At 57.8% G+C, this 22,118-nt stretch carries 21 protein-coding genes; 11 read left to right on the forward strand and 10 right to left on the reverse strand.

Annotated features, from left to right (window positions below; genetic code table 11):
• Positions 1–322: 322 nt before the first annotated feature.
• From mnmE to rpmH, 4 genes are all read right to left on the reverse strand, one after another.
• Positions 323–1,693 carry a tRNA uridine-5-carboxymethylaminomethyl(34) synthesis GTPase MnmE gene (gene mnmE / locus CL546_RS02645; RefSeq protein ID WP_290492887.1) on the reverse strand — a complete coding sequence of 457 codons (1,371 nt, stop codon included), beginning with the start codon at positions 1,691–1,693 and terminating at the stop codon, positions 323–325.
• Positions 1,694–1,801: 108 nt separating this feature from the next.
• Positions 1,802–3,550, reverse strand: a complete 1,749-nt coding sequence (yidC, locus tag CL546_RS02650; RefSeq protein WP_290492888.1) for a membrane protein insertase YidC — start codon at positions 3,548–3,550, stop codon at positions 1,802–1,804.
• Between the two features lie 40 nt (positions 3,551–3,590).
• The gene (gene rnpA, locus CL546_RS02655; RefSeq protein ID WP_290492889.1) at positions 3,591–3,956 is read right to left on the reverse strand and encodes a ribonuclease P protein component; all 366 of its coding nucleotides are present in this window, start codon (positions 3,954–3,956) and stop codon (positions 3,591–3,593) included.
• A gap of 38 nt (positions 3,957–3,994) precedes the next feature.
• Positions 3,995–4,129, reverse strand: coding sequence for a 50S ribosomal protein L34 (gene rpmH, locus CL546_RS02660; RefSeq protein WP_011590025.1), 135 nt, complete (start codon positions 4,127–4,129; stop codon positions 3,995–3,997).
• Positions 4,130–4,640: 511 nt separating this feature from the next.
• Here rpmH and dnaA point away from each other — a divergent pair.
• The 4 genes from dnaA to gyrB all read left to right on the forward strand — a co-directional run bounded on the left by dnaA (position 4,641) and on the right by gyrB (position 10,838).
• A complete protein-coding gene (gene dnaA / locus CL546_RS02665; protein ID WP_290492890.1) occupies positions 4,641–6,065 on the forward strand; it encodes a chromosomal replication initiator protein DnaA in 1,425 nt (474 codons plus the stop codon).
• A gap of 51 nt (positions 6,066–6,116) precedes the next feature.
• Positions 6,117–7,217 carry a DNA polymerase III subunit beta gene (gene dnaN / locus CL546_RS02670; protein WP_155131214.1) on the forward strand — a complete coding sequence of 367 codons (1,101 nt, stop codon included), beginning with the start codon at positions 6,117–6,119 and terminating at the stop codon, positions 7,215–7,217.
• Positions 7,218–7,301: 84 nt separating this feature from the next.
• Positions 7,302–8,411: a DNA replication/repair protein RecF gene (recF, locus tag CL546_RS02675; RefSeq protein WP_290492891.1), complete on the forward strand. Its 1,110-nt coding sequence runs from the start codon at positions 7,302–7,304 to the stop codon at positions 8,409–8,411.
• 9 nt (positions 8,412–8,420) lie between these two features.
• Positions 8,421–10,838: a DNA topoisomerase (ATP-hydrolyzing) subunit B gene (gene gyrB, locus CL546_RS02680; protein ID WP_290492892.1), complete on the forward strand. Its 2,418-nt coding sequence runs from the start codon at positions 8,421–8,423 to the stop codon at positions 10,836–10,838.
• A 99-nt stretch (positions 10,839–10,937) separates the two neighbouring features.
• On the opposite strand, the gene CL546_RS02685 is transcribed toward gyrB, so the two are convergent.
• From CL546_RS02685 to glyQ, 5 genes are all read right to left on the reverse strand, one after another.
• On the reverse strand, positions 10,938–11,294 hold the full coding sequence (locus CL546_RS02685) for an H-NS histone family protein (RefSeq protein ID WP_007150019.1): 357 nt from the start codon (positions 11,292–11,294) through the stop codon (positions 10,938–10,940).
• Between the two features lie 190 nt (positions 11,295–11,484).
• Positions 11,485–12,213 carry a lysophospholipid acyltransferase family protein gene (locus tag CL546_RS02690; protein WP_290492893.1) on the reverse strand — a complete coding sequence of 243 codons (729 nt, stop codon included), beginning with the start codon at positions 12,211–12,213 and terminating at the stop codon, positions 11,485–11,487.
• A gap of 2 nt (positions 12,214–12,215) precedes the next feature.
• Positions 12,216–12,758: a D-glycero-beta-D-manno-heptose 1,7-bisphosphate 7-phosphatase gene (gene gmhB, locus CL546_RS02695; RefSeq protein WP_290492894.1), complete on the reverse strand. Its 543-nt coding sequence runs from the start codon at positions 12,756–12,758 to the stop codon at positions 12,216–12,218.
• Positions 12,759–12,878: 120 nt separating this feature from the next.
• Positions 12,879–14,951: a glycine--tRNA ligase subunit beta gene (gene glyS, locus CL546_RS02700; protein ID WP_290492895.1), complete on the reverse strand. Its 2,073-nt coding sequence runs from the start codon at positions 14,949–14,951 to the stop codon at positions 12,879–12,881.
• The gene (gene glyQ / locus CL546_RS02705; protein WP_290492896.1) at positions 14,951–15,958 is read right to left on the reverse strand and encodes a glycine--tRNA ligase subunit alpha; all 1,008 of its coding nucleotides are present in this window, start codon (positions 15,956–15,958) and stop codon (positions 14,951–14,953) included. Before glyQ ends, glyS begins: the two co-directional genes overlap by 1 nt.
• A 225-nt stretch (positions 15,959–16,183) precedes the next feature.
• Here glyQ and CL546_RS02710 point away from each other — a divergent pair, with 225 nt between their 5' ends.
• The 3 genes from CL546_RS02710 (at position 16,184) to CL546_RS02720 (ending at position 18,289) form a co-directional block, all read left to right on the forward strand.
• Positions 16,184–16,900 (forward strand): helix-turn-helix transcriptional regulator, encoded by a 717-nt coding sequence (locus tag CL546_RS02710; protein WP_290492897.1) that lies wholly within the window; start codon positions 16,184–16,186, stop codon positions 16,898–16,900.
• Positions 16,897–17,460: a DNA-3-methyladenine glycosylase I gene (locus tag CL546_RS02715; RefSeq protein WP_290492898.1), complete on the forward strand. Its 564-nt coding sequence runs from the start codon at positions 16,897–16,899 to the stop codon at positions 17,458–17,460. Before CL546_RS02710 ends, CL546_RS02715 begins: the two co-directional genes overlap by 4 nt.
• Before the next feature lie 97 nt (positions 17,461–17,557).
• Complete coding sequence (locus CL546_RS02720) at positions 17,558–18,289, forward strand: glutamine amidotransferase (protein WP_290492899.1); 732 nt, start codon at positions 17,558–17,560, stop codon at positions 18,287–18,289.
• 371 nt (positions 18,290–18,660) lie between these two features.
• Here the strand turns inward: CL546_RS02720 and CL546_RS02725 are convergent, their stop codons facing one another.
• Positions 18,661–19,371, reverse strand: coding sequence for a DUF4197 domain-containing protein (locus CL546_RS02725; protein ID WP_290492900.1), 711 nt, complete (start codon positions 19,369–19,371; stop codon positions 18,661–18,663).
• Positions 19,372–19,602: 231 nt separating this feature from the next.
• On the opposite strand from CL546_RS02725, the gene CL546_RS02730 reads away from it, so the two are divergent.
• The 4 genes from CL546_RS02730 (at position 19,603) to CL546_RS02745 (ending at position 22,105) form a co-directional block, all read left to right on the forward strand.
• The gene (locus CL546_RS02730; protein ID WP_290492901.1) at positions 19,603–20,232 is read left to right on the forward strand and encodes an acyltransferase; all 630 of its coding nucleotides are present in this window, start codon (positions 19,603–19,605) and stop codon (positions 20,230–20,232) included.
• A gap of 105 nt (positions 20,233–20,337) precedes the next feature.
• Entirely contained in the window at positions 20,338–20,610 is a 273-nt protein-coding gene (locus tag CL546_RS02735; RefSeq protein ID WP_290492902.1) for a YiaA/YiaB family inner membrane protein, read from the forward strand.
• 72 nt (positions 20,611–20,682) lie between these two features.
• Positions 20,683–21,381 (forward strand): PspA/IM30 family protein, encoded by a 699-nt coding sequence (locus CL546_RS02740; RefSeq protein WP_290492903.1) that lies wholly within the window; start codon positions 20,683–20,685, stop codon positions 21,379–21,381.
• 124 nt (positions 21,382–21,505) lie between these two features.
• A complete protein-coding gene (locus CL546_RS02745) occupies positions 21,506–22,105 on the forward strand; it encodes a TetR/AcrR family transcriptional regulator (protein WP_290492904.1) in 600 nt (199 codons plus the stop codon).
• Positions 22,106–22,118: the final 13 nt, after the last annotated feature.

The raw sequence follows: 22,118 nt of genomic DNA on the forward strand, positions 1-22,118 counted from the left end.
TTTAAATGGCTTTTTCCTGTCGATGGCAAATGGGCGAAAAAGTCATAAATCAAATATTCCGGCCAATCAGCGAAGTAAAAAACCAACAAACCCCTTTTATATCAATATCTTAAAAATCACCGAACAATAACTGAAAACGTAATGTGTTAGCTGAATGCAAACGGCAGATTTCAGCCTGGCTGGTGCTACGCCGGGTTGCCGTTTTTGGAGGGGAGGATTGGGGTGACGGGCGCATGCCCTTCGGGAATAACGCGGCGCAGGTCAGGAGTTGGGGAGCACTGACATCGCACCGCAAGCGACGCTACAGGGAGGATTGGACCACTTATTTGCCAATGCAGAACGAGGAGAAGATTCGCCCCAAAAGATCATCAGCCGTAAAGGCGCCGGTGATTTCTTCCAGGGCTTTCTGGGCGGCGCGCAGGTCTTCGGCCAGCAGCTCGCCAGCCGCATGGCCATGCAACTGTCGCTCACCGCTGTCCAGGGCCGCCAACGCCTGCTCCAGCGCAGTAATATGACGACGGCGAGCGGAAAAGCGACTCTGCCCTTCGCCCTGGTAGCCGGCGGCGTCTTTCAGATGACGGCGCAACGCCTCCAGCCCATCACCGCTGGCCGCTGAAATCACAAAGGCGCCGTCTTCACGCTGACCGGCCGGCAGCCCGGACAGGTCTGCCTTATTCAGCACCACCGTGACGGGCAGTTCCAGGTTTTCCAGCTGCTGCTGGCTTTGCGGGAGCAGGCTGTGGATATCATTGATATCCCCCTCGCTATCGCGGGAATCCACCATCACCAGCAAACGATCGGCCTTGCGCATTTCAGCGTAGGCACGCCGAATCCCTTCCTGTTCCACCACGTCAGCACTGTCACGCAGACCGGCGGTGTCGATCAGATTCAGGGGCATGCCGTCCAGCTGAATGGATTCGCGCAGCACGTCCCGGGTGGTGCCAGCAATATCGGTAACGATAGCCGCATCAAAGCCAGCCAGGGCATTCATCAGGGATGACTTGCCGGCATTGGGTTTGCCGGCGATCACCAGGGTCATACCTTCGCGCACCAATCGGCCCTGGTTGGCTTCATCCAGCACGCGCAGGCACTGACGTCGTACCGCCGTCAGGTCGCTGGCCACCTTGCCGTCGGACAGGAAATCAATTTCCTCTTCCGGAAAGTCGATGGCCGCTTCCACATAGATCCGCAGCCCAATCAGCGCTTCGACCAGCTGATTCACTTCATCGGAAAACACCCCCTGCAGGGAATGCAGGGCCGCACGGGCGGATGCGCTGGTGCCGGCATCAATCAAATCGGCGATGGCTTCCGCCTGGGTCAGATCCATCTTGTCGTTGAGGAAGGCCCGCTGGGAGAATTCTCCGGCGCGGGCCTGACGCGCACCGGCGGCGATGCAGGCGGCTACCAGCATGTCCAGAATCACCGGGCCGCCGTGACCCTGGAGTTCCACCACATCTTCTCCGGTAAAGGAATGCGGGGCCGGAAACGTGATGACCAGGCCTTCGTCGAGAATCTCCCCAGCCTGATCACGAAAACGCCGAAAGTGCGACACCCTGGGTGATAGTGATTGCTCACCAACAATGAGAGACCCAATGCTCAGGGCCTGCGGACCTGAAAGGCGCACCACACCGACGCCCCCCCGGCCGGGAGCGGTGGCAATGGCGACAATGGTATCCGGGGAAGAGGTCTGCATAAGAAGATTATAGAGAGCGCCTTGCGCCTCACGCCATACGCCGGGCAGAAAAGAAAAAAGCCGATCTATCGATCGGCTTCATTTCTGTCTGGCGGCCAGCGTGGTGCGTCAGGCCTCATTCTCGATCTTGCGGGTAATAATCCACTGCTGGGCAATGGACAGGATGTTGTTGGTCAGCCAGTACAGTACCAGGCCGGCCGGGAACCACAGCATGAACACCGCAAAGATCATCGGCATCCACTTCATCACCTGCGCCTGGGTCGGGTCTGCCGGTGTCGGGTTCAGGCGGGTCTGCAGGAACATGGACGCGCCCATCAGGATTGGCAGCACAAAGTACGGGTCCATCACGGACAGGTCGTTGATCCACAGGAAGAACGGCGCCTGGCGCAGCTCAACGGACTCCAGCAACACATAGTACAGGGCGATAAACACCGGCATCTGTACCAGCATGGGCAAGCAGCCGCCCAGCGGGTTGATCTTTTCCCGCTTGAACAGATTCATGGTTTCCATCTGCTGCTTCTGCTTGTCGTTCTTGTTCTGCTCCTTGATGCGCTGCATTTCCGGCGCAACCTTGCGCATCTTGGCCATGGAACGGTAGCTGGTGGCGCTGAGCTTGAAGAAGATCGCCTTAATGATGAAGGTCAGCAGGATGATTGCTACACCCCAGTTGCCCACACCGCCACCGATGTCGATATCCATACCGAAGACAGACACTTCCCCGCTCTGCAGGAACACCAGCAAGGCAAAGATGGGCTGGGAGATAAACCACAACCAGCCGTAGTCCACGGTCATGTTCAGGCCCGGGCTGATGGCTTCCAGGTTGTCCTGCTGCTTGGGACCGGCATAGAACTCGGCATACAACACCGATTCTTCACCCGGCTGCACTGTGGTATTCGGGGAAACGAACCGGAGCAGATACTGGTCGCGTGATTGCAGGTACACGCTGGAGTAATGGTTTTTCTGTTTGGCGTCGGGAATCCAGGCAGATACAAAGTAATGCTGGACCATGGCAAGCCAGCCGCCTTCCACCGTCTGGTCCAGCTTCACCCCGTCTTCGCTCATGTCATCAAACGTGAGCTTGTTGTAAGGCTTCTCCGGGTTCCAGTACGCAGCCCCAAGATAGGTGGGCATGGGCGCGAAGCCGGTGGTGGATAACCCGGGGTCATCGCTACCATCGCGCTTGATCTGGCCATACAGGGCACCGGTCCAGGGGCTGCTGCCGTTATTGCGGACGATATGGCTGACACGAACCAGGTAGCTGCCTTTCTCGAAGGTATAGCGCTTGATGATTTCGGCGCCATTGTCCTGGGTCAGGGTCAGATCCACATTCAGCTCGTTGCTGCCCTCCGCAAGCTGGTAACTCTGCTGGGCACTGCTCCAGTGCGGGCGACCTTTGCTGGAATCGGTGCCGTTCTTGCCCACCAGGCCACTCTGGGCCACGTAGGTGCCACTGTTGTTCTGGTCCATGAACACAAAGGGCTGGTCAGGGGTATCGATATGCTTGGGGTAATCGGGCAATGCCAATCGAACGATATCACCACCGACCGGGTTGATTTCCACCCTCAGCACATCGGTGCTGACCTCAATACGTTGGGAGGAAGTTGCGGTATCCGGAGTCTCGATTAGGGGAGCGACAGGCTGATCACCGTCAGCCTGGGCGGCTGGGATGCTGTTCTCGGTTTCCGGTTGCGGCGCAGGCAAATCCGCACTGTCTGCGGATGAAGGGCTCCCTTGCTCTGCCACCTGTTCAACAGGGACAGGGGTTGCCGAGTCTGCGTGATCCCGCTGCCAAGCCTGAATCATCAGGTAAGAGACAACGGCAATACCGGTAATAACTAGGGCGCGCTGGATTTCCATAGGAGGCTTATCTGTGGCGTGAAAAACGGGCCGCAGTTTCTCAAGCTTGCCGGCACTTAGCAAGCAGCTTGTCAAATAGCCGGGTGATATCGCGGGTAACCTGATCCGGATCCGGGTTCTCGATTCGCCCCCTGACCAGCAGAATCATGTCCAGACCCGCCAGTTCTTGCTGTCGGCAGCGGAACTGTTCGCGTACCCGCCGCTTGATTCTGGCACGGTCTACGGCGCGTTTGGCGCGTTTACGGCCAATCACCAGGCCCAGTCGGGGTTGCGGTTGGGTATTGCGTGTTACCAGAAGTAAGTAACTGCCCAAGCCAACCTTCCATTCAGGTTGATCAAAGACGGTCTGATACTGGGAACCGGTAAGGAGGCGGTGTTGGCGGGTAAAGGCCTGTGAGATGGGCACTGTTACCTCAGCCAGGAAGGCAAGGTAAAACGGTTGGCTTATGCAGCCAACCGCTTACGGCCCTTGGCACGACGAGCGGCCAAAATCTTGCGGCCATTTTTCGTGGCCATACGAGCACGGAAACCGTGAGCACGTTTGCGCTTGAGCACGCTTGGCTGGAATGTACGTTTCATGGCGTCTTCCCCATGGATTAGACAGCGATTAGAAGGGCGGCAAGTCTAGGGAACCGGAGGGGTTGTGTCAACGCGCTTTTCAGCCTGCTCGAAAGAAGAAAAGAAAAGACTGTTAATAGATTTTATATATTTAAGTATTTATTGATTGTAGTAGTAGTTATAAGGGGAGGCGATTTTTGTGGGTAAGCCTGAAAACTGTATTTATTTCAATCGGTTGGCGTAATGATAACTTGCGTATCACTGTGTGTAAGTGCTGGGGGTTGTGTGGGGATGAGCTGTCATTAAATGTGGGTATAAGTTGTGCCTCAGGTTATCCACCGGGTTGTACTGGTGCCGGTCAACAGGGTTATAGGCCTAGTTATCCACAGAAAGTTGCCATTAAAAAAAGCCCAGTCGCCTGTGGATAGGTGGGCTTCTGTAGGGGTAGAATGGCTGGCTCGACGGCGGTTGTGCATGAACGGTTTCACCGCGATCACCACGAGCAATTCATCAAGGAAATAAAGGCGGGTGTGTGTCTGAAGAGCTCTGGCAACGCTGTCTGACGCGACTCGAGGATGAGTTGCCGTCGCAGCAGTTCAACATGTGGATCCGGCCGCTTCAGGTGGCTGCATCTGCGGATGGTGCGGAGCTGACCCTGTTTGCCCCCAACCGTTTTGTGGTGGATTGGGTCCGTGACAAATACCTGGACCGAATCGGCGAGGTGTTGGGCGAGATGCAATCAGGCCCACTGCCGCAGTTGCGCCTGGAGGTGGGCTCTACCCGTGCCAGCACGCCCGTAGCGGCGTCTTTCAATGGCTCTACCCCAGCGGTCAGCAGTGGCCCGATAACCACGCCTGCGGTGGCTCCTGCGCCCCGTCAGCCTGAATCGGATAGCCGGCCGCAGCCCACGGCGCTGGGCGGCGCCCGCAAGCATCGCAGCAATCTCAATACCGGCTTTACCTTTTCCACCTTTGTCGAGGGCAAGTCCAACCGTATGGCGGCTGCTGCTGCCCAGCAGGTTGCGGAAAACCCGGCCAGCCACGGTTATAACCCGTTGCTTTTATACGGGGGGGTTGGCCTGGGTAAGACTCACCTTATGCATGCGGTGGGCAATGAGTTGTTGCGGCGCAACCCCAATGCCAAGGTGGTCTACCTGCACAGTGAGCGTTTTGTGGCGGATATGATTTCCGCGCTACGCAACAAGACCATCAACGAGTTCAAGCGATTCTATCGTTCGGTGGATGCGTTGCTGATTGATGATATTCAATTCTTTGCAGGTAAGGAGCAGTCCCAGGAAGAGTTCTTCCATACCTTTAACGCGTTGCTGGAAAATGGTCAGCAGATCATCCTCACCTGTGACAAGTTTCCCAAAGAGGTGGATGGGCTGGAAGAGCGCCTGAAGAGCCGGTTTGGTTGGGGGTTGTCCCAGCCCATGGAGCCGCCGGAGCTGGAAACCCGGGTGGCAATCCTGAAAAAGAAGGCGGAAGAGGCCAAGGTGGATCTGCCCAACGACGCGGCCTTCTTTATTGCCCAGCGAATCCGTTCTAATGTACGGGAGCTGGAAGGCGCGTTGCGCCGGGTGATCGCCCATGTGCGCTTTACCGGGGCACAGATTGATATCGGCCTGATCAAGGAAGCGCTCAAAGATCTGATCGCACTGCAGGCGCGACAAATCAGCATCGATAATATCCAGCGCATCGTGGCCGAGTACTACAAAATCAAGATCAACGACTTGCTGTCGCCCCGGCGGACACGCTCGGTGGCGCGGCCCCGCCAGGTTGCCATGGCTCTGTCGAAAGAGCTGACGAGCCACAGCCTGCCGGAGATCGGTGAGAATTTTGGTGGCCGGGATCACACCACCGTGTTGCACGCCTGTCGCAAGGTGCTGGAGCTGCGGGAATCCAATCCGGAAATCGAAGAAGATTATCAGAATCTGTTACGGACATTGACGTCCTAATCGGGGTGGCTCTGTGGCGAGCAAACCCAATAACCAGAACGGGAAAGCGCAATGAAATTCTCAATCAATAGAGAACAACTGCTCAAGCCGCTACAGCAGGTCGCCGCCGTGGTGGAAAAGCGACAGACACTGCCGGTGCTGTCCAACGTCTTGCTGGAGGTGGGCGACGGCCAGCTTTCCATGACCGGGACAGACCTGGAGCTGGAACTGGTGGCGCGTTTGCCGCTGGAAGGTGAGCAGGAGCCGGGCGAAACCACTGTGCCTGCCCGCAAGCTGGTGGATATTGCCAAGAGTCTGCCGGCAGAGGCCGATATCCGTTTCGAAGTGGATGGCGAGCGCATGCTGGTCCGCTCCGGCCGCAGCCGTTTTACCCTGTCCACTCTGCCGGCCTCGGAATTCCCCAACCTGGAAGAAGATGCCGCAGGCAGTAGCCTGGAAATGAAGCCGGATGTGCTACGGGGCTTGATCGATCGCACCGCCTTTTCCATGGCACAGCAGGATGTGCGTTATTACCTGAACGGTATGCTGTTTGAGCTCAAGCCGGGTCGTCTGCGCGCCGTGGCCACCGATGGTCACCGCCTGGCGCTGTGTGATGCCGAGCTGGACGCGCCGGTGGAAGAAGCCTCCGTGATCTTGCCGCGTAAAGGGGTGATGGAACTGTCGCGTATTCTGGGTGACAGCGGTGAGGCAGCTCGCCTGACCATTGGCCGTAATCACGTCCGCATCGTGGTGGGGGCCATCACCTTCACGTCCAAGCTGGTGGATGGCAAGTTCCCGGAGTACGACCGGGTGATCCCCAAGGAAGGCTCGCGCAAAGTGGTCGCAGACCGCGAAACCTTGCGCCAGGCGCTGGCCAGGGTGGCGATTCTTTCCAACGAAAAGTACCGCGGCGTGCGGGTGCAGCTGTCTGAAGGCAGCTTGCGGATTGTGGCAAACAACCCGGAGCAGGAAGAAGCGGAGGAAGAGGTGTCCGTGGATTTCAATGGCTCACCGCTGGAAATCGGCTTTAACGTGAGCTACCTGCTGGATGTGCTGAACACCATGGGTGGCACTCAGGCAGAGCTGGAAATGGGTGACAGCAATAGCAGTGCCCTGGTGTTTGACCCTGAGAGTAAGGCAGCCGTGTATGTGGTTATGCCGATGCGCCTCTGAGCATGATGTGTCTTACCGGGGTGGCCGCCACGGCCGCCCCGTCGTTGTTCTCCCCTCCCCTGTTTCTTTGTTGTTGTCCTCCTGATGCTTAGCCGCCTTCAATTGAGCGATTTCCGTAATTACGGCACCGCAGAGGTGGAGTTGTCCCCGTCGCTGAATGTGATCCTGGGGGATAATGGCAGCGGCAAGACCAGTCTTCTTGAAGCAATTTACTTTATTGGCAGCGGTGGCCGTTCGTTTCGGGGCGGTCGTTTGTCGCGCCTGGTGCGCGATGGTGCGGAAGCAGCCACGCTGTACGCTGAGGTTTCTGCCGCTGAAGAATTGCACCGGCTTGGGGTGCGTCGAACCCCGGGTGGTATCGATGCCATCAAGCTGGATGGTCAGACCCCTAAAGCGTTGAGTGAGGTGGCTTCGCTGCTGCCGGTGTTGGCGCTACACCCTACGTCTGTGGAGCTGGTGTTCGGCTCCTCGCAACTGCGGCGTCGCTTTATGGATTGGGGAATGTTCCACGTGGAACATCAATTCATGCCTGTGTGGCGCGCGGGGTCGGCCGCTTTGAAGCAGCGTAATGCCCTGCTGCGCACCGGTCGTCCGTCCCCCCGGGAACTGGGCTTTTGGGATCAGCAACTGGCGCAGACTTCTGATAGAATCGAAGGGTTACGCAGAGGCTATCTGGCTGCGCTACAGCGTGGTTTGGACGAGGTCCTGGCGGTACTGGCTCCTGAGCTGAAAATACGGCTCAGGCTGAATACAGGGCTGCAGAAAGATGAGTCCTATGGTCAGGCGCTGGATCGACTGCAGCAAGATGATCTCAGGCGAGGTTTTAGCCAGGCTGGATTCCATCGCAGTGATATTCGTATTGAGAGTCACGGCGTTGTGGCCCGCGATCGTTTATCTCGTGGTCAGGCCAAATTGGTGGCCTATGGCATGGTGCTGGCCCAGCTACCGTTAATTAGCCAAGCCGGAAAGGTCTGTACCCTGCTGGTGGATGATCTGGCGGCAGAGCTGGATGAAGAGCACCGCAATCAGTTGCTGGGTTATCTGGCCACAACAGGCCACCAGACATTGATTACAGCGTTGGACATGCCCCAGTGGGCTGCCATCGTGAATGACAATAACGCATTACAGGCGGTTGAGAGCAAAATGTTCCACGTGGAACATGGCAAGCTGCGACCCCTCACCGAGAGCAAATAAGGAAATACCATGGCGGAGAAAAATTACGATTCATCCAGCATCAAGGTGCTGAAAGGATTGGATGCCGTACGTAAACGTCCCGGCATGTATATCGGTGATACAGATGATGGCACGGGCCTGCACCATATGGTGTTTGAGGTCGTGGATAACTCCATCGATGAAGCACTTGCCGGGTTCTGCTCCGAAATCAAGGTGGTTATCCACCCGGACGAGTCCATGTCCATCCAGGATAATGGCCGTGGTATTCCTACCGAGCTGCACGAAGAGGAAGGTGTAAGCGCTGCCGAAGTGATCATGACGGTGCTGCACGCCGGCGGTAAGTTCGACGATAACACCTACAAGGTGTCCGGCGGCCTGCACGGTGTGGGCGTGTCTGTGGTTAACGCCCTGTCGGAAGAATTGAAGCTGACGATTCGCCGTAATGGTCAGGTTCACGAGCAGATTTATCACCACGGTGTGCCGGCGAACCCCCTGGAGGTCGTGGGGACGACGGATTCCAGTGGTACCGCTGTGCATTTCCGCCCTTCCCCGGAAACCTTCAGCAATATCAAATTCCACTACGATATCCTCGCCAAGCGGCTGCGTGAGCTGAGCTTTCTGAACTCCGGGGTGCGTATCCACCTGATGGATGAGCGCAGCGGCGATGAGGATGTGTTCGAGTATGAGGGCGGTTTGAGTGCCTTTGTCAGCTACCTGAATACCAACAAAACCGCCCTCAACCAGGTCTTCCACTTCAACTACGAGCGCGAAGAGGATGGCATTGCGGTGGAAGTGGCCATGCAGTGGAATGATTCCTATCAGGAAAGCATTTTCTGCTTTACCAACAATATTCCCCAGCGCGATGGCGGTACGCACCTGGCGGGCTTCCGCGCCGCACTGACCCGTACCCTGAACAGCTATATGGATAAGGAAGGCTTCCTCAAGAAGGAAAAAGCCAACCCGTCCGGGGATGATGCCCGGGAAGGCCTGACGGCGGTCATCTCCGTGAAAGTGCCTGATCCCAAGTTTTCCAGCCAGACCAAGGACAAGCTGGTCTCCTCCGAGGTGAAGAGCGCGGTGGAACAGACCATGGGTGACTTGTTCCAGGATTACTTGCTGGAAAACCCCACCGAAGCCCGCAGCATTGTGCAAAAAATTATCGATGCGGCCCGTGCCCGTGATGCCGCCCGTAAAGCCCGCGAAATGACTCGCCGCAAAGGGGCGCTGGATATCGCTGGTCTGCCCGGCAAGCTGGCGGATTGCCAGCAAAAAGACCCGGCACTCTCCGAACTCTATATTGTGGAGGGTGACTCTGCGGGGGGCTCTGCGAAGCAGGGCCGTGACCGCAAGAATCAGGCGATTCTGCCACTCAAGGGTAAGATCCTGAATGTGGAGAAGGCGCGCTTCGACAAGATGCTTTCCTCCCAGGAAGTGGGCACCCTGATCACCGCGCTGGGCTGCGGCATTGGTCGTGACGAATACAATATCGACAAATTGCGCTATCACCGCATCATTATCATGACGGATGCGGACGTGGATGGTTCGCACATCCGCACCCTGCTGCTCACCTTCTTCTTCCGTCAGCTTCCTGAGCTGATTGAGCGGGGCTATATCTACATCGCTCAGCCGCCTCTCTACAAGGTGAAAAAAGGCAAGCAGGAAACCTACTTGAAAGACGACCCGGCCATGGAGGAATACCTCACTACGCTGGCGTTGGATAAAACTGGCCTGTACCCGGGGGATGGTGCGCCGCCGATCAGTGGTGAACCGTTGGCTAACCTGATTACCGAGTACCGTAGTGTGATGAAAATTGTTGATCGTCAGTCCCGGGTATTCCCGGAAGAAGTGCTGGAGCAGATGATCTACATGCCGTCACTCAGTGAAGCCTCTCTGAAAGATGAAACGGTAATGGCGCAGTGGTGCGAGACCTTGGGCAAGCGTGTGGATGCCATCACCGATGCGACTCAGGCGTTTACCATTACCGCTCAGCGTGATGAAGAGCGGGGCCTGTATCTGCCACGTGTGCAAGTGCTCGCTCACGGTGTACCCCGCGAATACCGTGTAACTCTGGATTTTCTGCAGTCCCCGGACTACCAGAAGATCAAGGCTTTGGGGGAAACCCTGGAAGGCCTGCTGGCAGAGGATGCCTATATCCAGCGTGGTGAGTCGCAGCGGCCTATTCGCCACTTTGCCGAAGCACTGGACTGGCTGATGGTGCAGGCGCGTCGTGGCACCAGTTTCCAGCGTTATAAGGGGCTGGGTGAGATGAACGCGGATCAGCTGTGGGAAACCACCATGGACCCGGAAAGCCGCCGTATGCTGCAGGTAACCATCGAGGATGCCATCGCGGCAGACCAGATCTTTACCTGCCTGATGGGCGACGACGTGGATCCACGCCGCCAGTTCATCGAGTCCAATGCACTTCAGGTATCCAACCTGGATGTTTAAAGAGACGCTGCATGCTTCATGCGGCAAGCAACACGCATAAAAAAAGCGAACCTTCGGGTTCGCTTTTTCGTGGTGCCTGTAGCGTGTAGCGTCTCTTGATTACACCAAAAAATCGTCCAGATTGGCGCCTTTGCTCAGGGCATCCTGCAACCACAGCGGGCGTTTTCCGCGGCCGGTCCAGGTGTTGCTGCTGTTGTTCGGGTCGCGGAACTTTACTTTGGCCGGACGGCGAACGCCGGTTTTTTTCTTGGCGGCTTTTTTGCGTGTGGTTTTCTTCTTGTCGGCAGCATTTTTAAGCAGGTCCTGGGGATCAACACCCAGATCCTTGGCCATTTTTTCCAGTACTGCCTGGGCATTTTTCAATTCGGCCTTACGCTTTTTGTCGAGCGCAGACTCTGCCTGTTTGATCAGTTTTTCCAGCTCGTCGACAGACAGTTCGTCAAGATTGATGCTCATTAAGGTGCCCTTGTTTTAGGTCATTGAATAACGGCAAAGACTGTAATTATTTTAATGGGCATTGGCAATATAGAGACTTGAACGCCGAGCGGAAAATAAAAAAATACGGAGGTTCGGAATAATATTTCCACCGCGGTGATTATAAAATCACCGCCTTCCTGCCATTTTTGTGAATAACACGCACCGGCTGTTAACCGGGGTAATGCTCCATAATCCACTGTTGGGCTTCAGCGCTGACTTGTTTGGCTTTTTTATTGTGCGTGTCGATGGGAGGGCTGATACGCAGTGTGATGGTGCCGGGGTAACGCACCCAGGTTTTGCGGGGCCAGCAATCACCACTGTTATGGGTCAAGGCGATGACAGGCACCCCGGCCTGCGTGGCCAGCATGCTGCCACCGTGGTTGAACTTGCCATGGGTACCTGGGGCTTGTCGGGAGCCTTCCGGGAAAATTACCACCCGCAGTCCACGCTTGAGGCGCTGCTTACCCTGGGACAGCACCGATTTTAACGCGGCCTTGCCATCGCTGCGGTTAATACGAATGGGATTAAGCAGTGCCAACCCCCAGCCAAAGAAAGGGATCCACAGCAGTTCCCGTTTCAGCACCGTGGCTTGCGGGCTGATCAGCACCTGCAGGTAAAAGGTTTCCCAGCTGCTTTGGTGGTTGGCAAGAATGACATAGGGGGCATCCGTCAGGTATTCCCTTCCTTCCACGTTCACGGTGATGCGGTTGAGGCGGTGGTCCAGCCACATGGCAAAACGGGTCCACAGGTTAATAAACCGGTGGCGGGCGCGCAGCGGCAGGAAGGGGCCAACCAGGACACAGAGGAAACTGTGGAAAATACCGGCAAGGTTATACAGCACAAAAAACAACGCGCTGCGGACCTTGATCGACAGCGACGGTGGCGCGTGCTGTGTCATGCCTATTCCTTCAAGATGTGATCTGCAAAGTCAGCCAGTGAGTCGTAAATGGCAACCGGGCCCAGGGATTCAGGCAGACCTTTTTCCAGAGTCTTGTTCCCTTTGCCGGTTCGCACCAGTACCGGTGCGCAATGGCGAGCGACTCCCGCTTCAAGATCCCTAAGGCTATCACCAATCAGGGGCGCACCGGTGACATCGCCATACTCGGTAACAATCTGGTCGATCAGGCCTGGCAGCGGCTTGCGACAATCACAGCCGTCATCGGGTCCGTGGGGGCAATAGACGATCTTGCCCAGCGCACCGCCCTGCTCCGCCACCAACTCACGCAGGCGCGCGTGCATGGCATCCAGGGTGGCCACATCATAATAGCCACGGCCAATACCGGACTGGTTGGTGGCCACAGTGACGGTATAACCCGCCTGGCTCAAACGGGCGATGGCCTCGATGCTGCCGGGGATGGGAATCCATTCGTCCACGGTCTTGATGTAGGCATCGGAGTCCTCGTTGATGACCCCGTCGCGATCCAGAATGATGAGTTTGTTCATGGGGCTTGTCTTCTCTCTTTACCGCCGGAGCGCCGCTCCTACCGCGATATACACAAAGGCCGCTGATTTAGCGGCCTTTGATTTAGCGTGTTGCATGATGCGCCGGGCGTACTGCGTCTCTTATTCCTGCAACAGACTGATGTCCGCCACGTTCAGGAACAGGTCACGCAGGAACGCCAGCAGCGCCAGCCGGTTGTTGCGCACCGCTTCATCGTCGGCCATTACCATTACCGTCTCGAAGAAGGCATCCACCGGTTCGCGCAGATCTGCGAGCATTTCCAGGACGCTGGCGTAGTCGCCGGCTTCCAGTAGTTCGTAGGACTGCTCAAAGGCGCCAACCACCATATTGGTTAGGGTCTTTTCGGCCTCATCTTCCAGCAAGGCGCCATCGATTTCCTCTGGCGGTGCGCTGTCCAGCTTGGCCAGGATGTTGGACACTCGCTTGTTGGCGGCGGCCAGTGCCTGGGCTTCCTCGCGCTGCTGGAAAGCCGCCACGGCTTTCACCCGGCGATCAAAATCCAGAGGCTTTCTGCAGGCATCGTCGATGGCCAGCACCGACAGGATCACCGGGGTGGCAATGCCCTGCTCCTGATAGATGGCGCGGTAGCGACCCTTGATAAAGTCGAAGGCGTCTTCCACCTGGCCGGCATCAATGCGTTCGCCCAGTTGTGCGGCGGCCTGGTCCAGCAGTTCACGCAGATCCAGGGCCAGTTCATTTTCAATAATGATGCGCAGCACGCCGAGGGTTGCGCGACGCAGCGCGTACGGGTCTTTGGTGCCACTGGGTTTCTGGCCGATACCGAAAATGCCCACCAGGGTGTCGATCTTGTCGGCCAGGGACACCGCCATGCCGGTTTTGCTCTGCGGCAAGGTATCGCCGGCAAAGCGTGGCAGGTATTGCTCATACAGGGCCTTGGCGACCTCGTCTGGCTGGCCTTCGCGCTGGGCAAGGTAGAAACCCATGATGCCCTGCATGGTGTCGAACTCGCCGACCATTTCGCTGTTCAGGTCGGCCTTGCTCAGTTCGCCGGCCAGCTTGGCGTTGTCTGCGTTACCACCGATTTGCCCGGCAATCACGGCGGCCAGACTGCCGATGCGCTGGCACTTGTCGGCCACGGTACCCAGCTGTTGCTGGAATACCACATTGGCCAGCCCTTCGGCGTGCTGGGCCAGGGTGCGCTTGCAATCGTTGTCGTAGAAGAAAGCGGCATCGGCCAGGCGCGGGCGAATCACTTTTTCGTTGCCGTGGATCACCTGTTGGGGGTCTTTGGACTGGATATTACTGATGGTAATAAAGCGGGGCATCAGCTTGCCGTCAGCATCCAGCACCGAGAAGTATTTCTGGTGTTCTTCCATGGCGCTGATCAGGGCTTCCTGGGGAACGCGCAGGAAGTCGTCATCGAAGCTGCCCATTAGCGCTTCGGGCCATTCCACCAGAGCGGTGACTTCGTTGAGCAGGTCCGGATCGATCTGGGCCACACCGCCTGCCTTTTTACCAGCCGCCAGGGTCTGTTCTTCGATCATGGCTTTACGGCGATCAAAGTCAGCGAGGACGTGGCCGTCTTGTTCTATGCGCTGGGCATACTCGCCAGCGGTCGCCAGGTCGATAGCGCCCGGTGCATGGAAGCGGTGGCCATAGCTGGTGCGGCCGGATTGCAGATCCAGCAATTCGAAGGGAATCACCTCGTCCCCGAACAGTGCCACCAGCCAGTGGGCGGGACGCACAAACTGGACCTTGCGCTTGCCCCAGCGCATACGCTTGGGAATGGGCAGTTTCTGGATAGCCTGGGTGAAAAAGGCGGGGATCAGTTCGGCGGCGTTTTTGCCCTTCTCGGTGATCTGTGCCACCAGGCGTTCGCCCTTGCCGGTGTCCTGACGACCCAGCTGGTCCACGGTCAGGCCCAGTGAAGCGGCAAAACCCTGGGCGGCCTTGGTGGGGTTGCCGTCGCTGTCGAAGGCGGCCTGCACGGCGGGGCCCTGGCGCTCGATATCGCGATCGGCCTGTTTCTCGTCCAGATCACGCACCAGCAAGGCCAGACGGCGAGGGGCGGCAAAGCGTTCCACGTTACCGTGGTTGAGGCCGGCCTCATCCAGTTGGCGAACAAATTCGTCGGTGAGCGCGGCACTCAGTGATGCCAGCGCTTTCGGGGGCAGCTCTTCGGTGCCCAGTTCAATCAGCAAATCCCGGGACATTATTGCTTCCCCTTCTTTCTATCGCCTTTCTCGGCGGCGCCTTTTTTAGCGGCCTTGTCATCCTGCTTTTGCAGCTCTGCCATCACTTCGTCGCGAATGGTGTCATCCGCCATGGGGAAGCCCAGCGAACGGCGCTTGTCGAAATAGGCCTGGGCCACGGCCCGGGCCAGGGTGCGCACACGCAAAATAAAGCGTTGGCGTTCGGTGACCGAAATGGCCTTGCGCGCATCCAGCAGGTTGAAGGTGTGGGAGGCCTTCAGGACATATTCATAGGCCGGCAGCGGGAGGCCGGCGTCGATCAGTTTGGTGGACTCGCCCTCGAACAAATCGAACTGCTTGAACAGCTCGTCCACGTTGGCGTGTTCAAAGTTGAAGGTGGACATTTCCACTTCGTTTTGCAGGAACACGTCACCGTAGGTGACTTTACCGAAGGGGCCGTCGGACCACACCAGGTCGTACACCGAATCCACGCCCTGGATGTACATGGCCAGGCGCTCCAGGCCGTAGGTGATTTCCCCGGTGACTGGATAGCAGTCGATGCCGCCCACCTGCTGGAAGTAGGTAAACTGGGTAACTTCCATGCCGTTGAGCCACACTTCCCAGCCCAGACCCCAGGCGCCCAGCGTGGGCGATTCCCAGTTGTCTTCCACGAAACGGATATCGTGGACCAGCGGATCAAAGCCGAGCATACGCAGCGACCCCAGATACAGCTCCTGGATATTGTCCGGCGATGGCTTCAATACCACCTGGAACTGGTAATAGTGCTGCAGCCGGTTGGGGTTTTCCCCGTAGCGGCCGTCGGTGGGTCGACGGGACGGCTGCACATAGGCACTGTTCCAGTTTTCCGGGCCGATGGCGCGCAGGAAGGTGGAGGGGTGAAAAGTGCCCGCGCCCACTTCCATATCCAGCGGCTGCACAACGACACAGCCCTGCTCCGCCCAGTATTGTTGCAGAGCCAGAATCAGGCCCTGAAAAGTCAAAATATCCGTTTGCGGTTGTTCCGCCATGGTGAATCCTGTTATTCGGTAAAAGTATTCCGGTACCCGATGGTGACAATTTATCGCGAGGGATTGCCGCGAAAGGCGCCAAGTATACCGGCCCGGCCCGGTCGGTGATACCGGTGGCGGCCCCGGCAGGATACTGACAACACGGTGTCAGTAGACTGGCGCTAGAATGCGGATCGGGAACGGCGGAAGATAAACGCCCAGTCAGGTTCACTACAGGGAAGAATAATGCGTCGAGCAGAGCGCCTGTTTCAGATCGTGCAGGTTATTGGGGCCAGCCAGTGGACCACTGCCCAGGCGCTGGCCGAACGGCTGCAGGTGTCCGAACGGACCATATACCGGGATGTGGACCATTTGTCGGCCAGTGGCGTGCCGTTGTATTCCCAGGCGGGTAAAGGTTACGCCCTGCTGGAAGGCTATCAGCTGCCGCCGTTGATGTTCAGCGTGGAAGAATGGCAGGCCTTGCTGACCGGCCTGTCCATGGCCCAGGGCTGGGCCGGTCAGCGCCAGGCCGAGGCGCTGCGTGCGGTGCAGGAAAAGCTGGCCATGGCTGTGCCCAGCCACCTGCGTGCGCTGGCCTCGCCGGTGTCGGCCCCGGCCTTGCCGGAACGGCGCATGCTCGGGGCGTTGCTGGATCCGCTACAGCGGGCCATTCGCGAACGCAGCAAGGTGCGAGTGCATTATCGTGACGTTCAGGAGCAGTTCAGCAAGCGGGTCATCTGGCCGCTGGGGCTGTATTTCTGGGGCCACTGCTGGACGCTGGTGGGCTGGTGTGAATTGCGCAAAGCGTTTCGCCATTTCCGGGTGGACCGTATCGTGATTCTGCAGACCCTGAGCGACCGTTATCCGCATCTGCCCGGCCACACCCTGGCCGATTATGAAGCCGCCATGGACGCGCGGTGTACCGACCCACAGTCCACCGTCGAGGAGAAAACACCATCATGAACGACCGTTGCCCCTGGTGCGGGGATGATCCGCTCTATCAGCACTACCACGACCACGAGTGGGGTGTACCCGACCATGACGACCGCAGCCTGTTCGAGTGCCTGAATCTGGAGGGGGCCCAGGCCGGATTGAGCTGGATTACCGTGCTGCGTAAACGGGAGCATTACCGGCAGGTGTTCGATGGCTTCGATGCCGAGAAGGTGGCGCGTTATGACGAGGCCAAGGTGGCCGCGTTACTGGCCGACCCGGGGATTATCCGCAACCGCCTGAAAGTGGCGGCGACCATCGGTAACGCCCATGCGTACCTGACCCTGCGTGATGAGGGTCTGACCTTGAGTGATTTCCTCTGGGATTTTGTCGACGGCAGCCCGCAGATCAACCACTTCCGCAGCCTCAAGGAGGTGCCGGCCACCACCCCGGTGGCCGAGGCCATGAGCAAGGCCCTAAAAAAACGCGGCTTCAAATTTGTCGGCCCCACCATTGTGTATGCCTTCATGCAGGCCACCGGCATGGTCAACGACCACCTGATCAGCTGCCCGCGGCACCGGCAGTTGGCCTGACATCGCCACCGCAGGAGCGCCGCCAGCGACGCTCCTGCGGCCCAGGGTAAAAAGTTGGTACACCCCTTGCTGAGGTTGTTCTCACAAGGAGAGTGTTATGAACAATCATAAGCCGATAGCCATTATTCAAACCGGACACACCTACCCGCAAATTCGCGAGCATTACGGTGATTTCGATGACTGGATTGCCCAGGGACTGGGCCTGTCATCGCCGGTCATCAAGGTGGATGCCACCGATGAGCGTCCGCTGCCTGCTCCGGCATCGCTGGCGGGGGTGGTGATTACTGGCTCCCATGCCATGGTGACCGAGGCACAGCCGTGGATGCGGCAGCTGGCGCACTGGCTGTTTGCCGCGCTACACAGCACCCCGCAGTTACCGGTGCTGGGCGTGTGTTTTGGCCACCAGTTGCTGGCCCAGGCTCTGGGCGGTGAGGTTGCGGATAATCCACTGGGCATGGAAGTGGGCACGGTGCCGTTACGGCTCACCCCGGCGGGGCATCAGGATCCCTTGCTGGGCGCCATGGTGGGTCATCCGTGGGCGCAAGTGGTGCATAAACAGTCAGTGCTTACTTCGCCGCCGGGCTGCACCGTGCTTGCCAGTAACGTGCATGATGCCTGTCAGGCCTTCCGCTATGGCGAGCGGGCGTGGGGGGTGCAGTTCCACCCGGAATTCAGTGCCGATGTGATGCGCGCCTACCTGCAGGCCCTGAGTGGCGAAAGCCTGAGCCAGCAGCAAGTGGATACGCATCTGCAGGAGGTGCGTGAATGCCACGATGCCAGCGCCATCCTTGCCCGTTTCGCCCAGCTCACCCTGGCGGAGGTGGCGTAGCGATAACTAAGGAACCTCTGAAAAACTCCTTGCACGCTTCAGGCCACGCCCTTCGGGTCTTCCAGACTGGCCCGCACTCGTTGTTGCGCTTTTTCGATGGATGGACATACACCTTCAAAAGCGCGCCTAGATTGCGAACCAGCCTGAAAGACTGAGCACGCAAGGAGTTTTTCAGAGGTTCCCTAAGGTACGAGTCACGAGAAGCGAAAACCTGGCTGTCCCGGCTTTCGGGTTTTGACTTTCGAAACTCGCTGCTCGCAACTCGATACTGCCGTGATCGCGCCGCCAGCGACGTTATTCGCTACGCTCACCCTATGGGCCGACCTTCGGTCGTTGCTCCGCTGCGCTACGCTCCTGCCGAAAACCTTGTTTTACCCGCCCTGGCCTGAACCGAACACCGCACCGATCAGCGCACTACCCTGCTGCATGGGGTTCTGGCGAATCAGGGTTTCCTGCTGGCCGATGCGCGTATAAAGCGCGTCCATGCTGTTGTCGATGACGTAACTTTCCAGGTCCAGATTGGGCTTGTTAGTAAGCGGTAACTTATTGTAGGCGCCAAGCAATGTCTGATACTGGTCGTAGAAACCGGTCTTGCGCAGGTTGTCTTCCACAATCGGCTGGAAGCGCTGGCGCAGGCTGTTCTCGGTCTCCCCGCGGAAATACTGGGTCGCTGCTGTATCGCCCCCCTGAATGATCCCTAGGGCATCATCCACACTCATGGCATTGATGGCGTTCTTGAAGACCGGTGCGCCGGAGGCCACCGCCTTTTCTGCCCCGCGGTTCATGGCCGTTTCCAACTGATCCACGTAACTGCCAAGGCCAAATTTACGCAACGTATCAGTCACCGGGTCCGCAGCCTTGGGGAGCTTCAGGTTCATGGCTCCTTCCTGTGACAGCTGGTTGGCGGCCACATCCGTTCCCTTGATCAGGGCTTCCTTAATACCGGCGGCCAGCTTTTCATCGGTGTTGTAACCGGCATTCTTGGCCATCTGATTACCCATGTTGATCCAGGGCATGGCCGATTCCATGTTCTGACAGCCTGCCAGCGCCAGGCCAAGAGCAAGAGGAAGTAGTTTCTTCACGGTGTTCTCCTTGTTGTTGGCGGGCATGCTACTGCATGGGCGGGGGCGGCTAAACACTTCATTGAGTGGAAAGTTTAAAGTTCAAAGTTTAAACGCGGACAAGGCCTTATCGTCGATAAAACGATTCTCATCGCGATTAGGGTATCAGCGGTTGCGCGGGCACGGGCTTTCAGGGCCCAATGACCTGACTCGCGCTTTTCAACTTTAAACTTTCAACTCGCTCCTGCTTTTATGACCGACGACGATTATCGCGAACAGCACAAACAACGCCTTGCCTACATGCCCTGGCTGTATGGGCGATTGAAGCCGAAGCACCGGGCCTGGGCGGAACCCTGGCAACAGGGGATCCAGCAACGGTTGATGGCGTTGGAGACAGTGCACCTTGGTGAAAACTGCTTTGTGGCGCCCCAGGCCGCTCTGTTCGCCGAGCCGGGCCGCGATATTATCGTGGGAGATGGCTGCCAAATCGCTGCTGATTGCGTCATTCACGGCCCTGTTCGGCTGGGTCAGGGTGTCAGCCTCAACCACCATGTGAGTCTGGAAGGGGGCGCGGCGGGTATCGACATTGGTGATGACACCCGCATCGCCGCGTATTGCACCCTCTTTGCTTTCAATCATGGCATGGATGCGGACCGGCGGGTGCGCGAACAGCCAGTGAGCTCCCGGGGGATTCGCATTGGCTGTGACGTCTGGATTGGTGCCCGTGCGGGTATCGTTGATGGCGTTACCCTGGGGGACCATGCCGTGGTGGGCATGGGTGCGGTGGTCACCCGTGATGTGCCGGCCTGGACCATCGTTGCCGGCAACCCCGCCCGCCCGATTGGCCGTCGTCCGGGCGCCCCGCCCCTGCCCTCTTCTTGAACACCTTGTGTCATACCCGGTAACAGTCGTTTTATTGAACGATGTTTAGCTGTTGTGGTTAATTGAACGCCGTTAAACAAACAATAACGACTGAGAGGAAAACCCATGGACGAGAGCGCGATTCAGCGACATTCCAGTGGCTGGCTGTTTTATGTCAAAGCGGCTTTTGGCATCAGCTTGGGCCTGATGATTCTGGGCATTGTGTGGTTGCCCACGGACCTGTGGATCAAGGGGTACCTGGTGATGGGCAGCATGTTTGTGGTGGGTTCCACCATCACCCTGGCAAAAACCCTTCGTGATGACCACGAGGCACGCCGGCTGGTTAACCGGATCAGCGAAGCCAAGACCGAACGGTTGCTCAAGGAATATACGGAATAGAACGCTGGGCGCCTGATGCCGGATGGCAGACAAGGCAAACCCACAGGCCCAATGCACAAAGTGAGAACGACAATGGCTACGGTATGGAACAAACTGAAAACGGTGATGCGTGGCCAGGCCCGCGTCAGCATGGAACAGCTTGTCGACGCTAACGACATGCTGTTGCTGGATCAGCAATTATACGAAACCGAACATGCGCTACGTGATGCGCGCCGCCAGCTGGCGCGCCTGAAAGCGGAACAGAAACGAAACCGTGAGCGAAGCGAACAGTTAACGCGCCAGCAAGATCACTATGAAGCGGGTGCCCGTCAGGCAATGCTCCATGAGGAAGAGGGCCTGGCACTGGACATTGGTCAGCGATTGGCAGAATTGGAAGCACAGCAGGCTCGCCTGGAACAGCAAGGGGTGTCACTGGGCCAACAGGAAAATGAATTCCAGCGTTTTATTCAACAGGCCGCAGAGCAGCTGAGAAGCTTGCGCCATGAGCAGTCCATGGCCCGCACCCAGGAAGCCTTGTTCGGTCAGGCTGAGGCGCGCCAGCAACAGGGGCGGGGTTTGGCGCAACGCCTGACCGACAGCCAACAAACACTGCTACAGATTCAACAACGGCAGGAAGAATGCCGGTGGTTGTGGCAAAGTGAGATCCATTGTCGTGATCAGCCCGGCTCATTCCCGGGTGACAGCCTGGACCAGCGCATGGCAGAAGCCGGCATTGGTGATAGCCGCAGTCAGCGGGCCAGGGAGATTCTGCAGCGCCTGAGCCGGGAATAACGCCAGAGCCCGGCGTAAAAGCGCTTGGGCAAGAGCGGCGTTACGACATGCCTTTACTGGGTTATCGTATTGCCGTTTCTTGTCTGGGCAGCCACTGAAACAACAATGATTATTGAGCATTAACATGGCACGCCGAAACCAACATAGCCGCGAAGAATTACAGACCCTGGCAATTGATGCCGTGCGTGAGCTGGTCGCGGAGCATGGACTGGCCAAACTCAGTGTTCGCAAGGTGGCGGAAAAAATACGTTATACCCCGGGCATGCTCTATCACGTCTTCGCCAATCTGGATGACCTGATCCTGCACGCCAATGCGGCCACCCTCGACACCTTGCTGGCGGACATGGAGGCATCGGCGGCTTTGCCCCCCTCCCGGGCATTGCACCAGATGGCTAGTGCCTACCTGTCCCTGGCGCGCACGCAAACGGCTCTGTGGCAGATGGTCTTTATGCACCGGATGCAACATGCGGCGCCGGTGCCGCCCTGGTATCAGCAGCGCACGGCGCAATTGTTTGAACGGGTAGAACAGCAAATGGCCCGCATGGCAGACCAGCAGTCCACCGAGGCGATCCATCTGGCAGCCCGAACCCTGTGGAGCAGTGTTCATGGTATCGCGGTACTGGCGGCAGAAAACAAACTGGAAGTGGCCGGCGATGTGGATGAACAGGCCATGCTGGATTCGTTGCTGGAAAACTATCTGAACAGCTGGGCAGGGGAGAGTTGAAAGTTCAAAGTTG

It is taken from the genome of Alcanivorax sp. (assembly GCF_002726155.1).
Lineage (GTDB): Bacteria > Pseudomonadota > Gammaproteobacteria > Pseudomonadales > Alcanivoracaceae > Alcanivorax.

What these genes read in the sequence shown, in the direction of transcription:
- mnmE (WP_290492887.1), bottom strand. Translation starts at nt 1,693, where the DNA reads ATGCAGACCTCTTCCCCGGATACCATTGTCGCCATTGCCACCGCTCCC.
- yidC (WP_290492888.1), bottom strand. Translation starts at nt 3,550, where the DNA reads ATGGAAATCCAGCGCGCCCTAGTTATTACCGGTATTGCCGTTGTCTCT.
- rpmH (WP_011590025.1), bottom strand. Translation starts at nt 4,129, where the DNA reads ATGAAACGTACATTCCAGCCAAGCGTGCTCAAGCGCAAACGTGCTCAC.
- dnaN (WP_155131214.1), top strand. Translation starts at nt 6,117, where the DNA reads ATGAAATTCTCAATCAATAGAGAACAACTGCTCAAGCCGCTACAGCAG.
- recF (WP_290492891.1), top strand. Translation starts at nt 7,302, where the DNA reads ATGCTTAGCCGCCTTCAATTGAGCGATTTCCGTAATTACGGCACCGCA.
- gyrB (WP_290492892.1), top strand. Translation starts at nt 8,421, where the DNA reads ATGGCGGAGAAAAATTACGATTCATCCAGCATCAAGGTGCTGAAAGGA.
- CL546_RS02685 (WP_007150019.1), bottom strand. Translation starts at nt 11,294, where the DNA reads ATGAGCATCAATCTTGACGAACTGTCTGTCGACGAGCTGGAAAAACTG.
- CL546_RS02690 (WP_290492893.1), bottom strand. Translation starts at nt 12,213, where the DNA reads ATGACACAGCACGCGCCACCGTCGCTGTCGATCAAGGTCCGCAGCGCG.
- gmhB (WP_290492894.1), bottom strand. Translation starts at nt 12,758, where the DNA reads ATGAACAAACTCATCATTCTGGATCGCGACGGGGTCATCAACGAGGAC.
- glyS (WP_290492895.1), bottom strand. Translation starts at nt 14,951, where the DNA reads ATGTCCCGGGATTTGCTGATTGAACTGGGCACCGAAGAGCTGCCCCCG.
- glyQ (WP_290492896.1), bottom strand. Translation starts at nt 15,958, where the DNA reads ATGGCGGAACAACCGCAAACGGATATTTTGACTTTTCAGGGCCTGATT.
- CL546_RS02710 (WP_290492897.1), top strand. Translation starts at nt 16,184, where the DNA reads ATGCGTCGAGCAGAGCGCCTGTTTCAGATCGTGCAGGTTATTGGGGCC.
- CL546_RS02715 (WP_290492898.1), top strand. Translation starts at nt 16,897, where the DNA reads ATGAACGACCGTTGCCCCTGGTGCGGGGATGATCCGCTCTATCAGCAC.
- CL546_RS02720 (WP_290492899.1), top strand. Translation starts at nt 17,558, where the DNA reads ATGAACAATCATAAGCCGATAGCCATTATTCAAACCGGACACACCTAC.
- CL546_RS02730 (WP_290492901.1), top strand. Translation starts at nt 19,603, where the DNA reads ATGACCGACGACGATTATCGCGAACAGCACAAACAACGCCTTGCCTAC.
- CL546_RS02735 (WP_290492902.1), top strand. Translation starts at nt 20,338, where the DNA reads ATGGACGAGAGCGCGATTCAGCGACATTCCAGTGGCTGGCTGTTTTAT.
- CL546_RS02740 (WP_290492903.1), top strand. Translation starts at nt 20,683, where the DNA reads ATGGCTACGGTATGGAACAAACTGAAAACGGTGATGCGTGGCCAGGCC.
- CL546_RS02745 (WP_290492904.1), top strand. Translation starts at nt 21,506, where the DNA reads ATGGCACGCCGAAACCAACATAGCCGCGAAGAATTACAGACCCTGGCA.